Annotated in this window: 12 protein-coding genes; 8 read left to right on the forward strand and 4 right to left on the reverse strand. The window is 63.6% G+C overall.

Features of this window, described 5'->3' with window-relative positions; all coding sequences use genetic code 11:
* Positions 1 to 58: 58 nt before the first annotated feature.
* From AC1RTB_RS13575 to AC1RTB_RS13600, 6 genes are all read left to right on the forward strand, one after another.
* Positions 59 to 1063 carry a BMP family lipoprotein gene (locus AC1RTB_RS13575; protein ID WP_492878258.1) on the forward strand — a complete coding sequence of 335 codons (1005 nt, stop codon included), beginning with the start codon at positions 59 to 61 and terminating at the stop codon, positions 1061 to 1063.
* 139 nt (positions 1064 to 1202) lie between these two features.
* Complete coding sequence (locus AC1RTB_RS13580) at positions 1203 to 2762, forward strand: ABC transporter ATP-binding protein (RefSeq protein WP_492879002.1); 1560 nt, start codon at positions 1203 to 1205, stop codon at positions 2760 to 2762.
* Positions 2759 to 3799, forward strand: a complete 1041-nt coding sequence (locus AC1RTB_RS13585) for an ABC transporter permease (RefSeq protein WP_492878256.1) — start codon at positions 2759 to 2761, stop codon at positions 3797 to 3799. Before AC1RTB_RS13580 ends, AC1RTB_RS13585 begins: the two co-directional genes overlap by 4 nt.
* Complete coding sequence (locus AC1RTB_RS13590; RefSeq protein WP_492878254.1) at positions 3787 to 4761, forward strand: ABC transporter permease; 975 nt, start codon at positions 3787 to 3789, stop codon at positions 4759 to 4761. Before AC1RTB_RS13585 ends, AC1RTB_RS13590 begins: the two co-directional genes overlap by 13 nt.
* Positions 4762 to 4790: 29 nt before the next feature.
* Positions 4791 to 5804 (forward strand): nucleoside hydrolase, encoded by a 1014-nt coding sequence (locus AC1RTB_RS13595; protein WP_492878252.1) that lies wholly within the window; start codon positions 4791 to 4793, stop codon positions 5802 to 5804.
* An 11-nt stretch (positions 5805 to 5815) separates the two neighbouring features.
* On the forward strand, positions 5816 to 6745 hold the full coding sequence (locus tag AC1RTB_RS13600; RefSeq protein ID WP_492878250.1) for a nucleoside hydrolase: 930 nt from the start codon (positions 5816 to 5818) through the stop codon (positions 6743 to 6745).
* Positions 6746 to 6820: 75 nt separating this feature from the next.
* Here the strand turns inward: AC1RTB_RS13600 and AC1RTB_RS13605 are convergent, their stop codons facing one another.
* Positions 6821 to 7624: an arginine deiminase family protein gene (locus AC1RTB_RS13605; protein WP_492878248.1), complete on the reverse strand. Its 804-nt coding sequence runs from the start codon at positions 7622 to 7624 to the stop codon at positions 6821 to 6823.
* 71 nt (positions 7625 to 7695) lie between these two features.
* Positions 7696 to 8541, reverse strand: a complete 846-nt coding sequence (locus tag AC1RTB_RS13610; protein ID WP_492878246.1) for a helix-turn-helix transcriptional regulator — start codon at positions 8539 to 8541, stop codon at positions 7696 to 7698.
* Positions 8542 to 8713: 172 nt separating this feature from the next.
* On the opposite strand from AC1RTB_RS13610, the gene AC1RTB_RS13615 reads away from it, so the two are divergent.
* Positions 8714 to 9958: a cytochrome P450 gene (locus AC1RTB_RS13615; RefSeq protein ID WP_492878244.1), complete on the forward strand. Its 1245-nt coding sequence runs from the start codon at positions 8714 to 8716 to the stop codon at positions 9956 to 9958.
* A 13-nt stretch (positions 9959 to 9971) separates the two neighbouring features.
* On the forward strand, positions 9972 to 10292 hold the full coding sequence (locus AC1RTB_RS13620) for a 2Fe-2S iron-sulfur cluster-binding protein (protein ID WP_492878242.1): 321 nt from the start codon (positions 9972 to 9974) through the stop codon (positions 10290 to 10292).
* Between the two features lie 15 nt (positions 10293 to 10307).
* Here the strand turns inward: AC1RTB_RS13620 and AC1RTB_RS13625 are convergent, their stop codons facing one another.
* Complete coding sequence (locus AC1RTB_RS13625; protein ID WP_492878241.1) at positions 10308 to 11873, reverse strand: VOC family protein; 1566 nt, start codon at positions 11871 to 11873, stop codon at positions 10308 to 10310.
* Positions 11874 to 12009: 136 nt separating this feature from the next.
* The gene (locus AC1RTB_RS13630; protein ID WP_492878239.1) at positions 12010 to 14181 is read right to left on the reverse strand and encodes a malate synthase G; all 2172 of its coding nucleotides are present in this window, start codon (positions 14179 to 14181) and stop codon (positions 12010 to 12012) included.
* Positions 14182 to 14198 lie beyond the last annotated feature (17 nt).

Below are 14198 nucleotides of genomic sequence, written 5' to 3' on the forward strand. Positions count from 1 at the left end.
TGCGGGCATCGAGGAAGAGCCCGGCGCTTGATGCCAAGGTGTCAATTGGGGAGTTGAGATGAAAAGCGTATTCCGTAAATGCATTATCGCCGGCGCGGCTCTTGCGGCCTCGATCGGCTCCGCGGCAGCCCAGGACAAGGTGTCCGTTGCGGCGATCTCCGGCTATTTCGCGCAAGGCTTCGGCATCACGATCGTTGACGGCCTCAACAAGGCCAAGAGCGAATTCGGCATCGATCTCAAGCTGGTGGACACCGGCAACCGCGCGCTCGACTATGAAGAGCAGTTCGCCAATCTCGCCAAGGGCGGCCAGTACGACCTGATCTTCGTCATGGGCTGGGAGCTTGTCGACGCGCTGACCAAGGCGAGCGAAGCCTATCCGAACCAGCGATTCATCTTCATCGATGGCGTGCTCGACTCCGACAAGCTGACCTATGCCAACTTTGCTGAAGAGCAGGGCTCCTTCGTTGCCGGCGCGCTTGCCGGCATGATCGAAAACCAGGGTAGCAGCTTCGACAAGATCGGCGACGGCAAGGCTATCGGCTTTGTCGGCGGCCGCGACATTCCCGTCATCCGCAACTTCCTCGGCGGTTATGAGGAGGGCTCGAAATACGCAGCCCCCGACGTCAAGGTGAACCCGGTTTTCGCCGGCACCTTCGATGATCCGGCAAAGGGCAGCGAGCTGGCACTGGCGCTCTACGGCCAGGGCGCTGACATCGTCTACAACGTCGCCGGCCCGACGGGCGAAGGCGTCATGCAGGCGAGCGCTGCAGCCGACAAATACTCGATCGGCGTCGACATCGACATGTGCGGCTCGGCTCCGGGCAACGTGCTGGCCTCGATGCTGAAGCGCGGCGACATTGCAGTCTACTCGCTGATCAAGGACGAGGTCGAAGGCCGCAAGATCACGCCGGGCACCCGCACGTTCGACCTCGCCGCAGGTGGTGTCGAAGTGAAGATCTGCGACGACATCGCGCCTTCCATTCCAGCCGACGTGACCGCCAAGCTTGACGAGATCAAGAAGGGCATCGCCGACGGCTCGATCAAGGTCACCCGGCACAAATAAGAAGCCGGGCTTCTCCGCGAGCCGCCCCCACGGCTCGCGGAGCCACTCTCCCAAGACTAGGTAGAGACGTATCCGTTCCGGGTTTTGGAACGGATACGTCTGAAGCTGCGAGGCTCTCTTGTCGACCACGTCGCCAGCCATGACGGCACCAACGGCAGGACTTGCCGAGACCGCCGTCGAATTGATCGGTATCACCAAGCGTTTCGGCGCCTTCGTTGCCAATGAGGACGTCAGTCTCACCGTCAAGCGCGGCGAGATCCACGCCATCATCGGCGAGAACGGCGCCGGCAAGACGACGCTGATGAACATCCTGTTTGGGCTGCTGCAGCCCGACGAAGGCAGGATCCGCCTGAATGGCGAGGACACAGTGGTCGGCGATCCCGCCACCGCGATCTCAGCCGGCCTCGGCATGGTGCACCAGCACTTCAAGCTGGTGCCGTCGCTGTCGGTCGCCGACAATGTCTTCCTTGGCATGGAAATCCGCCGCAACGGTTTGATCGACCATACAGCCCAGATTGAAAAGACCCGCGAGTTGTCCGAGCGTTTCGGCCTCAAGGTCGAGCCGGAAGAGCGCGTGTCATTGCTCTCCGTGGGCATTGAACAGCGCATTGAAATCCTGAAGGTGCTGGCGCGCGGCGCACGCACCATCATCCTCGACGAGCCGACCGCGGTGCTGACGCCGCAGGAAAGCCGCGAGCTGTTCCAGACGCTGCGCGGTTTCGTTGCCGGCGGCATGACGGTCATCTTCATCTCGCATCATCTCGAGGAGGTGATCGAGGTTTCAGATACGGTAACCGTGCTGCGCCACGGCAAGCATGTCGCGACGCGGCCGACCGCCGAGCTGACCAAGGCCGACATGGTGCGCATGATGGTTGGCCGCGATGTCAGCTTCGATCGCCGCCCACGCGAAAAGACCGACGGCCAGGTGGTGCTCGACGTCAACAATTTGTGGGCGCGCGACGACCGCCGCCTGCCGGCCTTGCGCGATGCGAGCTTTACCGTCCGCGCTGGCGAGATCGTCGGCATCGCCGGTGTCGCCGGCAACGGCCAGACCGAGCTTGCCGAAGTGCTGTCTGGCCTGCGTCCTGCAAGCCACGGCTCGGCGCTGCTCAAAGGCCGCGATCTGACTACTCTTTCGACGTCTGAGATTCGCGAAGCCGGTCTCGCCCACGTGCCGGGCGACCGGCTTGTGCGTGGCGTCGACGGCAGTGCCTCGATCTCCTCCAATCTCCTGATGGGGCGGCAAAACAAGGCGCCGTGGAGCCGCAACGGCGTCCTCGACTGGCGCGCCGCGGCCAACCAGGCCGTCGAGATGATCAAGCGTTTCGACATTCGCGCCCGTGGTCCCGAAGACACCGTCAAGCGGCTGTCGGGCGGCAACATCCAGAAGGTCGTTCTGGCGCGCGAATTCACCAATGAGGCGGACTTCCTGCTGATCGATCAGCCGACGCGCGGTGTCGACATCGGTGCGCAGGAATCCATTCACGACGAGATCATGCGCCAGCGTGCCACCGGTCGCGCTGTGCTCGTCATTTCGGTGCAGCTCGACGAACTGCTCACCTTGGCCGACCGCATCCTGGTGATGTTCAACGGCCGGATCATGGGCGAGGTCGACGGCGATAGCGCCGACAGCGAAAGGATCGGCATGATGATGGCAGGTCTCGAACCCGGCAATGCTTCGGACGAGGTGGCGTCGTGAACGACAAATTGCGTGCATTCTCCGGCCAGATCGTCGCCGTCCTGATCGCGCTCGCCATGGGTGCTGTGATCATCATGCTGATCGACGAAAGCCCCATCAAGGTGTTCATGACCTTGATGCGCGGTGCCTTCGGCGACCAGGCCAAGATCGCCGGCACCTTGTTGCAGACCACGCCTATCCTGATCTGCGGCATCGCTGCTTGCATCGGCTTGCGCGGTGGCATGTTCAATGTCGGCATCGAGGGCCAACTCTTCCTCGGCGGCTTTGCTGCTGCGTGGGTCGGCTTCGCCATGCCGCTGCCGCCTGGCCTGCATGTCGTGGTCGCCATGACGGTTGCCGTGATCGCTGGCGCTGCCTGGGTTTCGATCCCCGCCTTCTTCCGCACGCGCTACGGCACCAACGAGGTCGTCTCGACGATCTTGTCCAACTACGTCGCAGTGCTGCTGACCTCCTATTTGACCATCTTCCTGTTCAAGCGTCCCGGCGGCTGGTCGGAAACACCGCCGATCCTGGCGACCGCCTATCTGCCCGAGCTGTTTGCCTTCTCGCGGCTGAACTGGGGTCTGATCATCGGTCTGGCGCTCGCCTTCTTCGTTGCCTGGTTCTTCCGCTCCACGGCCAAGGGCTACTCGATCTCGATGGTCGGCTCGGCGCCGAAATTCGCCGAATATGGCGGCATCGATGTCAAGCGTCAGGGGTTCCTGGTGCTGCTGGCATCGGGTGCGGTCGGCGGCTTGGCCGGCGGCATCGAAACGCTCGGCGTGCATCACCGCTTCATGGAAGGCTTCGCGCCTGGTTTCGGCTTCGACGGCCTGATCGCGGCCCTGCTCGCCAACGGCTCGCCGATCGGCACCATCGTCACTGCGCTGTTCTTCGGCGCGTTGCGCAACGGGTCGCTGCTGCTTGAGACCGACACCAACGCGTCGCGCGAAATCATCACCGTGATCCAGGCCCTGATCATCCTCAGCGTCTCGGCCCAGGTTCTGATGAAGCGTCGTGGTGACAGCACGGCAGGAGAGCGCCGATGGAAATTCTAAGCCTTTTCAACGTCGCCCTGCTCGTCGCAACGCTGCGGATGACGGCACCGATCCTGCTTGTCGCGCTCGGCGGCTCGTTCACCACCAAGGCCGGCATCTTCAACATCGGCCTCGAAGGCCAGATGCTGGTCGGCGCCTTCTTTGCGGTGCTCGGCTCGATCTGGTCCGGCTCGGCCCTGGTCGGCGTCGCCTGCGGTGTCGCGGCGGCCCTGGTGTTCGCGCTCGCCTTCGCGGTGCTGGTCGTCAGCTTCCGCGCCAATGAAGTGGTGGTGGGCCTGGCGCTCAACATCCTGGCTGGCGGCATGACAATTTCGCTGATGAAGGCAATCTTCGGCACCCGTGGGTCGATCGTCGGCAAGGGCATCGTCGGCCTGCCCAAGGTGCAGATCCCCGGTGCGCGGGATCTCCTTGGCTCATGGGCGCCGCTGATCAACGGCTTCACGCCTATGGTCTATGTCGCCTTCATCGCCGTGCCGCTTCTGGTGCTGTTTTACAAGCGCACCCGCCTTGGCCTCTACATCCGCGTCGTCGGCGAAAAGCCTGAGGCCGCCGAAGCGCTCGGCATTTCGATCACCCGTGTTCGCTACATCGCCTCGCTGCTGTGCGGCCTGCTGGCCGGCCTTGCCGGTGCGCACCTGTCGCTGGGTTACATCACCATGTTCACCGAAAACATGTCGTCGGGTCGTGGCTTCATGGCGGTCGCCATTTTGATCTTCTCCAATGGCAGCCCGTTGAAGGTGCTGGCGGGTTGTCTGCTGTTTGGCTTCGCCGATGCGTTCTCGCTCAGGCTGCAGACCTTCGGCTTCCCGTCCTACCTGATCCTGGCGGTGCCTTATCTCGTCGCGCTGACGGCACTGTTCGCGCTGTCTTATCGCAGCCGTCCCAAGATCATCCGCGAGACCCTGGAGAGCATGCGCAAGCTGCTTTCGGTCGACAACAAGCCGGCCGAGACCGGCAAGTAACCTCTCACGCTGAAGGGCTGTAGCAAGGAATGGAACGTATAATTCTCGACGTGGATTCAGCTGGCGATGACATTCTCGCCGTGCTGTTTGCCGCGGCCAATCCCAACGTCAAGCTGGAAGCCGTGACCGCCTGCACCGGTGCGGCTGGCCCCATCGAACAGGTCACCAATGTCGTGCTCAACACGCTGTCGCTCGCCGGCCGCGACGACATTCCGGTCTATGCCGGCGCATGGCGCCCGATCGTCGGCCACTCCAAGGCCGACATGGAAGCGCCGGTGCATTTCGAAAAGCGCCTGACCGCACGGTTCGGCGATCGCCTCAAGCAGTTCAATCCGCCGGCCCCCACGCCCAAGCGCGCGGCGACGCCGGGTCACGCCGTCGATTTCATCATCAACACGGTGATGTCCAATCCGGGCGAGATCACGCTTGTCACCACCGGCCCGCTGACCAATGCCGCGATGGCGCTGCTGCAGGAACCCAGGCTGACCACGGCGCTCAAGCGTCTCATCGTTCTCGGTGGCACCTTCACCACGCCCGGCAACATCACGCCGGTGACCGAGTACAACATCTGGGCCGACCCGGAGGCCTCGCGCATCGTGCTCAATGCCGATGTCGACAAGATCCTCGTGCCGCTCGATATCTGCGAGGACAACCGCGTCGCTACCTCGATGCTGACGCGCGACGACATCGCCGACATGCAGGCGACCGCCAAGAACAACCCGGTGCTCGACATGATCGCCGAGGTGTTCCCGATCTATATCGACATCTGGCGCGAGTTCTTTGGCCTCGTCGGCTTCCCGCTCGACGACGTCATTACCGTTGCGCTCGCCTTCGATCCGGAACTGGCGACGCTAACCGAGCCGCTGTTCGTCGACGTGCTGCTCGACGGGCGCGTGGCGCGCGGCCAGACTGTAGCCTATCGCGGCTTCCAGATCCTGCCTGGCGGCGGACCCAGGACCACCCGCATCGGCACCGATCTCGAAGGTCGCCGCTTCCTCGAAATGTTCAAGAAAACCATCGCGCGCTACGAGCGGGCAGCGTGAGGGGCGAAATCATGACAGCTACACCTATCCTCTTCGACTGCGATCCCGGCCACGACGACGCCATTGCGCTTGTCATGGCGCATCGTTCGCCTGATATCGAGCTGCTCGGCGTGACCACAACCTGCGGCAACTCCGAACTCGAAAAGACGACGACCAACGCGCTGCGCATCCTTGAATATATCGGCGCCGGCGACGTGCCGGTCGCAGCCGGCTGCCATCGCCCGCTGGCGCGTCCGCTTGTGCTCGGCACAGCCGACGGTCCGAGCGGCCTCGAAGGCTCGCCCTACCTGCCGCAAGCGACAATCAAGCCTGTCGACCAGCATGCCGTCGACTTTCTCGCCGAAAAGCTGCTTGCTTCAGCCGAGCCGATCCTGGTCGTCGCCACCGGCCCGCTCAGCAATATTGGCCTGTTGATCCTCAAGCACCCCGAGGTGCTGCCCAAGATCAAGGAACTGCTCTGGATGGGCGGCGTGTTCTACCGCAAGAGCGAGATCATCACGCCGACCGAATTCAACGCCTTCTGCGATCCCGAAGCGCTGCGCATCGTGCTCGATTCAGGCGTGCCGATCACCATGGTCGGCCTCGACGTGACGATGCAGGTTCTGGTCGAGGCGCCGCAATATGCGGAGCTTGCCACGATCGACACGCCGCTCGGCAAGCTCGTCAACGACTGGTTGCTGTATTACGAGAAGCTGCACCGCAATTCGATGGGTGTCGGCGGGGCCATGCACGACCCGCTGGCGCTGGCGCTGGCAATCGACCCGACGTTGGTCAAGACCCGTCCGGCCCATATCGGTGTCGACCTCTCGGGCACTTTTACCTTCGGCGCCACGGTCGCCGACTTCTGGGGCGAACGCGGCGAAAAAGACAACGCCAAGATCGCCTATGAGGTCGATGCCGATCGCTTCTTCAAGCTGATGTTCGATCTCCTCAGGGATTGAACGTCGCTTATGAAGTGACGTCGAAGGAGGGCGGCGGACATTCCTGGCCCGCGCCGCCGCCCAAACTTTTGATCGCTAGCGCTGGCCGCGATGCCAGCGCAACGACATGCAAGACAGGCCGGCGTCGATCTTGCCGATCTCCGTGGTCTTGAGCGCGACCACCTTGTAGCCAAGCTTGTCGAGCATCTCGATGGTTCTGGGGTAGTCGGCTCCGACCATCACCACGTCGTTGACACGCAGCGCGTTGGCGGCGGGCTCTTCGCCTTGGGGGATGAGCACTTCGCGAAAACCCTTGAACACGCCCGAACGCGCCAGCCGCTTTGTCGACAGCATCGTTTCGCTGTCGAGCAGCGAGCAGTCGCTCTTGAAATGCAGCACGCCTTCCGGCGTCTGCACGATCTCGCCCTTGCGGCCGAGCCTGGCGAGGCTTGCGATCAGCCCTTCGGCGCCAGCACGGTCGGTGCGGGCCGACAGGCCGATCATCACGCTTTTCGGTGTCGTCAGCACGTCGCCGCCATCGGCGAAGCCGGGCGCGGGCAGGTCGAGCACCGTCTCGAACATTCTTCTCAGTGTCGGTGCGATCTCAGCCGTTTCATTGACGCGGGTCTCGGCACCCGGGCGCAGCAGGATGGCGCCCTCGGGAAACACCAGCGCCGGGTCTTCGACAAAGATCGAATCCGGGAAGTTTTCCAGCGCCGGCAGCACAGTCACCTCGACGCCCGCCGCTCGCAACGCCGCGATGTAGGCTGTGTGCTCTGCCTTCACGCCGTCAAAGGTCGGGTTGCCGCGATCGTCGGCGCGCAGGCCGTTGACCACCGACCGCGCGGGTTCGCGCACAATGGCGGCGTTGAATTCGTAGACCGCTGGCTTGGATGTCATGTCGGGGTGCTCGTATTGGGGGGCAGATGCCTCAAACTGCCCGAATTGGCGGGGCCTGTCGACGGGCGAAGCTATTGTCCTTGCGCGCGTCGAAATTCGCTCGGCGACTGGCCTGCGATGCGGCGGAAATCGCGGCTGAAATGATAGGGGTCGCCATAACCGCAGGCGAGCGCTACCGCAGCGATCTTGGCAGTCGACTCCGTCAGCAGGCGCTTGGCGAGGTTCATGCGTTCATGGCGAATCCAGTCCATCGGCGTCGTGCCGGTCTTTTCCTTGAACTGGCGGTGCAACTGCGAGGCGCTGAGGCTGGAAATTGCAGCCAGCTCCTCGATCTGCCAGTTGCGGGCGATGTCGGCGCGTACCTCGCGCATGACGCGTAACACACGCTCGCCCCGGTCCTCGGAGCTATCCTGCTCGCCGCGTTCGGCGACAAGCAATTCGACAAGCTGGGCGACGACGGCGCTTGAAGTGGCGTCGGTCGTTTGCCCGCGCAGGGCGAGGTTGTCGATGGCCCGCTCGAAGGCGACAACATTGCCATCGCCTGATGTGGCGAATAGCGGGTTTCCGGCGACGCGCAGGAAGGAGAAGACCGCGTCGAGCCCATGGCCCTCGATGCTCATCCAGAGATAGTGCCAGTGGTCGGCATCGGGGTGGCAGCCATGGGCATATTGCAGCGATGTGTCGAGCCAGGCGATGGTCTGCGGGCCGGCCGCGACCCTGTTGCCGCCGACCTCGATCAGGCCGAGGCCCGACAGCGTGTAGATCAGCGTATGGTGGTGGAACCGTCGGGTGACGAAACCGTCGCTATGGGAGAAGCGCGTGCGGCCCGCGACCAGGATCTTGTAGGGATAAGCGTCCGCATGCCGGCCCGGCGTGTGAAAGAAGATCTCGCTGCTTTTGTCGGTTAGCGTGGTCATTTTTGCGCAGGCATCGATTTCAAACGGCTTGCTCTGTTGTATCCGGTCGCAAACTGCGATGCGAGTTTTATCCAGCAGTCTGCGAGTGGCATGCATTCAATTTGCCGCTTTTGCCGCTACGCTGAACGCAGCCAGCCGTTTTTCGGCGGCAATCCATTGATTGGAGCGTTGGATGACCGCTAACCCGTCGGCAAGCGTGCAGGCTTTCGAGCCTCTGTCCGCCACCTTCGCCCAGAATCCATACCCCGCCTATGCGGCGCTGCGCGACAAGGGCACGCCCCAGTTCTTCGCCGATTTCGACATGTGGCTGGTGACACGCTTCGACGATGTCGCGGCCATCGCCCGCGATATCTCGATGGTGCGCTCGCCCGAGTTCTTCATGTCCGAAGCCGAGATCACCGAGCAGAAGCGCCTGCAGAACTGGCTCGACATGCCGCACCACCAGCGCTTCGTGCAGTTCTCCATGCTCGACAGCGACGGCGAGGTGCATGACCGGCTGCGCAAGCAGGTGTTTCGCGAGTTCACCCCCGCCTTCATCGCCCGCCAGCGCGGCATGATCCAGAGTTTCGTCGATGGCGTTGTCGACAGCTTGATCGACAAAAGCGAGATCGATTTCGTCGAGGAGCTTGCCGCCCAGGTGCCTGGCCACATCATCGGCCGCGTGCTCGGTGTGCCTGACGCGGACTGCCCGCAGCTGCGCGTCTGGTCGGAAAGGGTCGTGCAATTCTTCGACATCGACCGCTCTGACGAGCGCAAGGCGCTGGCCGAGCAGGCGACCACCGAATTCTACCATTATCTGCTCAAGCTGATGGCCGAGCGCCGCAAGGCACCACAAGAGGACCTGATCACCCGGCTGATGGCGGCACAGGATGCCGGCGCGCTCAGCGAGGACGAGCTTGTTTCTACCTGCATGCTGATCCTGATGGCCGGCCACGGCTCGACAATCGACGTGCTCGGCTCAGGCATGCATGCGCTACTGCGCTTTCCCGACCAGATGGCGCGGCTGAAGGCCGACCCCGGCCTGATCCACACCGCGATCCAGGAGATGTTTCGCTTCGAGTCGCCGCTGCCCTTCTTCCATCGCTACGCCACAACGGACGCGGTGGTCGGCGGCCAGAATTTTGCGCGTGGCACCAAGTTCGGCCTGCTCTATGGCGCTGCCAATCGCGATCCGGCACAATTCGAGAACCCTGATATGTTCGACGTCGGCCGCAACCCGAACCGGCACCTCGCCTTCGGCGGCGGTGCGCATTTCTGCCTCGGCAACCATCTGGCGCGGCTCGACATGGAGGTGATCTTCACCACGCTGCTCAAGCGCCTGTCGTCCATTTCACTGGTCGATGCCGAACCGCAATACAAGCGCGGCCTGTCCGTGCGCGGCCCCAAGATGCTGCGCCTGGCGCTGACGCCCGCCTGATCCAGGAGATTTCATGTACCGCGTAACCTTCATCGACGCCGACGGGCAAGCGACCGAACTCACCGCCCAGCCGGGGCAGAGCGTCATGTCCGTGGCGGTCGCCAATGGCATCGACCAGATCCTCGCCGAATGCGGCGGCGCCTGCGCCTGCGGCACCTGCCATTGTTATGTCGACGACGCCTGGACCGATCGCCTGGCGCCGCCTGATGATTCCGAGCAGGGCATGATCGAGTGCCTGATGAACCCGACCGAGCGCAGCCGCTTGAGCTGCCAGCTCAAGATGTCGGAGGCGCTCGACGGGTTGGTGGTGCATCTGCCGCGCGAGCAGTATTGAGCCCAGCCTTCCCGCTTAAGCCGAGAGCCTGATGCGGGCCGCGACCCACGCGCCAACGAGCTCGACGTCGCCTACGTCGAAGCCATGGCCGGACGATATGGTGCGGGCGTCGACTTGAGCACCGGCGTCGCGCAGCAGGCCGGCGAGGTCGGGACCAAAACTGCTGAACACGTCGACGTCGCCTTTGACAACCAGCGCATCGACGTCGGACAGATCGGCTGTGGGCGGCTGTTCAAGCACCAACGCGGCTCGAAGCAGTGCAGCGCGGCGGATCAGATGCGGATGCAAGAGCATCGTCGCCGCCAGCATGTTGGCGCCGTTGGAATGGCCCAGAAAAAACAGCTTTTCGGCATCGATGCGATAGGCTTCGACGGCACCTTCGATGAAGGCGGCGAGTGCTGCGGCTTCGGACCTGATGTCGGCCTGGTCGAACTTGTTTGCTGAAAGGCGGCGGAACCAGCGCGGCGTGCCTTCGTCGGTGGCGCGGCCGCGCAAGGCGAGCAGCGTCGCGCGCGGTGCGGCCTTCGCCGCGAACGGCAGCAGGGAGGTCTCGTTGCCGCCCGAGCCATGCAGCAGGACGATGACGCTGCCGTCGGCATTCTCAGGCGTGTAGAAGCGGTGGACGAAGGGCAGGTCGCGATAGATCACGCGCTCTTCGCCTGGCCAGGAGAATTGCGGCAGCATCGTCCGCAACTCGTCGATCTTGTCGGCACGTTCCGGCGGCACGAACAGATGCGTTCCGAGCTCGTCGGCGGGTTCGTCGACCGCCATGCCAGGGCCATCGGTTGCCAGTTCAAACAGTGTGCCGCCGGGCTCGCGGACATAAAGCGAGTAGAAATATTTGCGGTCATGCACATTGGTGATGGTCGAGTTGGAGGAGGCGAGTTCGCCATGGACCCGCTCGACCTCGTCCGTGTCCTTGGCGCGGAAGGCGATGTGGTCGATGGTGCCGGTACCTGGCGCGCTGGTCCAGAAACCCTTGGCGTCCCTGATATCGATGATGTCGCCTGAGTCGGAGACGAGGCGCCGGATGAACTCGCTGCCTTGCGCCGGCCGGTAGCCGAAATGCCGCGACAGGAAGCTCTCGGTGAGTTCAGGCACTTCACTCAGGATGGTCGCGCCGCGAATGCGACGGATCGCCTGTTTTGGCGGCACGTCGCTGCCTTCCCAGACGGCGGGCGCTGGAAAGCCACTGACGCCGACAAGCTTGACGATGACACCATCGGGGTCCTTGAGCCGCAAGGTCGGCTCGCCCATCTCATCCGAAGGACCCGATATCTCGACATGGTGGGACAGGGCTCGTGTCAGCCAGAAACCGATGCTCGATGGTTCGATGGCGAGCGAAATCTCGCTTGGCTGGCCATGGCCGACACGCCCCTGGGCGCCGTCTTCCCAGACAAGGAAGGTGATCAGCGTGCCCGGGCTGGCAGCGCCGTCGCCATAAAACAGATGCAGCTGCGTTGCGTCTTCATAACCGCCGGTCTGCTTGACCAGGCGTAGGCCGAGGAAGCCGACGTAAAAATCGACATTGGCCTGCACCTTGCGGGTGATGAGCGTGACGTGGTGGATTCCGGCGCCCATGACGCACTCCTGTCGGTATCTGATACGTGCGACATTCCACCAGGGCGCCGCGCCGCGCAACCAACGATCGCGTGCCAAAGCACAAAGGCCCCGCTCGATGAACGGGGCCTTTCGCAATTTCGGATGGCTGGCAGCGTTATGCCTGCAGTGCCTTTGCCTCGCGGCGCCTGATATGCAGCACATGCTCGGTGTAGCCGTTGGGCTGCGTGGTGAAGACAAGGTCTTCGGCAGCCTTGAAGGCCGGGCCGTCGAAGCCGGGCGCGATCGGCTTGTAGCCTGCGGTGGCCGCGTTCTGCTTGTCGACCACGAGGGCCATGCGCCGCATCGTCTCGCGCACCTGCTCTGCGCTGACGATGCCGTGATGCAGCCAGTTGGCGACATGCTGGCTCGAGATGCGCAAGGTGGCGCGGTCTTCCATCAGCCTGACATCGTTGATGTCGGGAACTGTCGAAACACCGACGCCCTGATCGACCCAGCGCACGACATAGCCAAGCAGGCCCTGGAGGTTGTTTTCGAGCTCGGCCTTGATCTCGTCGGCCGAATAGGTGGCGGTGGCCAGCGGAATGGTCAAAAGCTCGGTGAGCGAGGCCTGTGCTGTGCCGCGCAGATCGTCCTGCACGCTTGCCACGTCGACCGCGTGATAGTGCAGCGCATGCAGCACGGCAGCGGTGGGCGTCGGAACCCAGGCGGTGCTGGCGCCTGCGCGCGGATGGGCGATCTTCTTTTCGATCAGGTCCGCCATCTGGTCGGGTGCCGCCCACATGCCTTTGCCGATCTGGGCGCGGCCGGGCAGGTTGCGGGCGATGCCGACATCGACATTGTTCGCCTCATAGGCCTTGAGCCAGAGGGCCGACCCCATCTCGGCCTTGCGCAGCATCGGGCCCGCTTCCATCGAGGTGTGGATCTCGTCGCCGGTGCGGTCGAGGAAGCCAGTGTTGATGAAGGCCGTGCGGTCGCGCACCTTGGACAGGCAGGCGGCGAGATTGACTGATGTGCGGCGCTCCTCGTCCATCACGCCGATCTTCATGGTGTATTTGGGCAGGCCGACAAGTTCTTCGATGCGCTTGAACAAAAGATCCGACAGGCCGACCTCGTCGGGGCCGTGCATCTTGGGCTTCACGACATAGACCGAGCCGGTCCGGCTGTTGCGCACGGCGTTTTCGCCACGAATGTCCTGAGCGGCACTCGCAACGGTGATCGCGGCGTCGAGGATCGCCTCGGGCACCGGCTTGCCGGCTTGGTCGAGCACGGCGTCGGTGAACATGTGGTGGCCGACATTGCGCACCAGCATTGTCGAGCGGCCATTGAGGGTAAGCGTTCCGCCGCCTGGCGCGGTGAAGACGCGGTCCACGACGAGGCGGCGGGTGAAGGTCTTGCCGTCCCTAGTGACCTCTGAACTCAGGCTGCCGTCCATCAGGCGCTGCCAGTTGCGGTAGACGGCGATCTTGTCTTCGGCGTCGACAGCGGCAACCGCGTCTTCGAGGTCCATGATGATCGAGATCGCCGCCTCGATGACGACATCGGCGATTCCGGCGGCGTCGAGCGCGCCGACCACGTGTTCGCGGTCGAACACCAGCTCGACATGCAGGCCGTTGTTGACGAGCAGGACGCTCTTCGGCTCGTGCCGCGGGCCGGTGAAGCCGGCAAGCTGGCCGGCTGATTTCAGCCCTGTCTTGCTGCCGTCGGCAAGCGTGACCTGCAGCTTGCCGCGTTCGACGATGTAGCTCACGGCATCCGCATGGCTGCCCGAAACGAGCGGGGCGGCCTGGTCGAGGAATTCACGCACATAGGCAATGACGCGCCTGGCGCGCACGGGATTGAAGGCCTTGCCGCGCTCGGCACCTTCGGTTTCGGCGATGGCGTCGGTGCCGTAGAGCGCGTCGTAGAGCGAACCCCAGCGCGCATTGGCGGCGTTCAGCGCGTAACGCGCGTTGGACAGGGGCACGACCAGCTGCGGGCCGGCAATGGTGCCGATCTCGGCGTCGACATTCTTGGTTGCGACCTGATAGGCGTCGGCGGCTGGTGCGGCTACCAGATAGCCGATGTCGCGCAGGAACTGCTCATAGCCGGCTGCGTCGTGCGGCTGGCCCTTGCGGGCGCGGTGATAGGCGTCGATCTTGGCCTGAAGCTCGTCGCGCACGGCAAGCAGCTCATGATGCCTGGGGGCGAGGTCGCGGATGATCTCGGAGAGGCCGGACCAGAACGCTGCCGGCTCGATACGGGCCGAGGGCAGGACCTCGGTGTCGACGAAGGCGCGCAGCGCCGGGTGGACTGAAAGGCCGGCGACGCTTTCATAATTCTTGGTCATGGGAGGCTCCTTCGATA

This window comes from Aminobacter sp. GW821-FHT11F06 (assembly GCF_058808215.1).

Coding starts and splice junctions, on each gene's coding strand:
- AC1RTB_RS13575 (WP_492878258.1), top strand. CDS start 59: ATGAAAAGCGTATTCCGTAAATGCATTATCGCCGGCGCGGCTCTTGCG.
- AC1RTB_RS13580 (WP_492879002.1), top strand. CDS start 1,203: ATGACGGCACCAACGGCAGGACTTGCCGAGACCGCCGTCGAATTGATC.
- AC1RTB_RS13590 (WP_492878254.1), top strand. CDS start 3,787: ATGGAAATTCTAAGCCTTTTCAACGTCGCCCTGCTCGTCGCAACGCTG.
- AC1RTB_RS13595 (WP_492878252.1), top strand. CDS start 4,791: ATGGAACGTATAATTCTCGACGTGGATTCAGCTGGCGATGACATTCTC.
- AC1RTB_RS13600 (WP_492878250.1), top strand. CDS start 5,816: ATGACAGCTACACCTATCCTCTTCGACTGCGATCCCGGCCACGACGAC.
- AC1RTB_RS13605 (WP_492878248.1), bottom strand. CDS start 7,624: ATGACATCCAAGCCAGCGGTCTACGAATTCAACGCCGCCATTGTGCGC.
- AC1RTB_RS13610 (WP_492878246.1), bottom strand. CDS start 8,541: ATGACCACGCTAACCGACAAAAGCAGCGAGATCTTCTTTCACACGCCG.
- AC1RTB_RS13615 (WP_492878244.1), top strand. CDS start 8,714: ATGACCGCTAACCCGTCGGCAAGCGTGCAGGCTTTCGAGCCTCTGTCC.
- AC1RTB_RS13620 (WP_492878242.1), top strand. CDS start 9,972: ATGTACCGCGTAACCTTCATCGACGCCGACGGGCAAGCGACCGAACTC.
- AC1RTB_RS13625 (WP_492878241.1), bottom strand. CDS start 11,873: ATGGGCGCCGGAATCCACCACGTCACGCTCATCACCCGCAAGGTGCAG.
- AC1RTB_RS13630 (WP_492878239.1), bottom strand. CDS start 14,181: ATGACCAAGAATTATGAAAGCGTCGCCGGCCTTTCAGTCCACCCGGCG.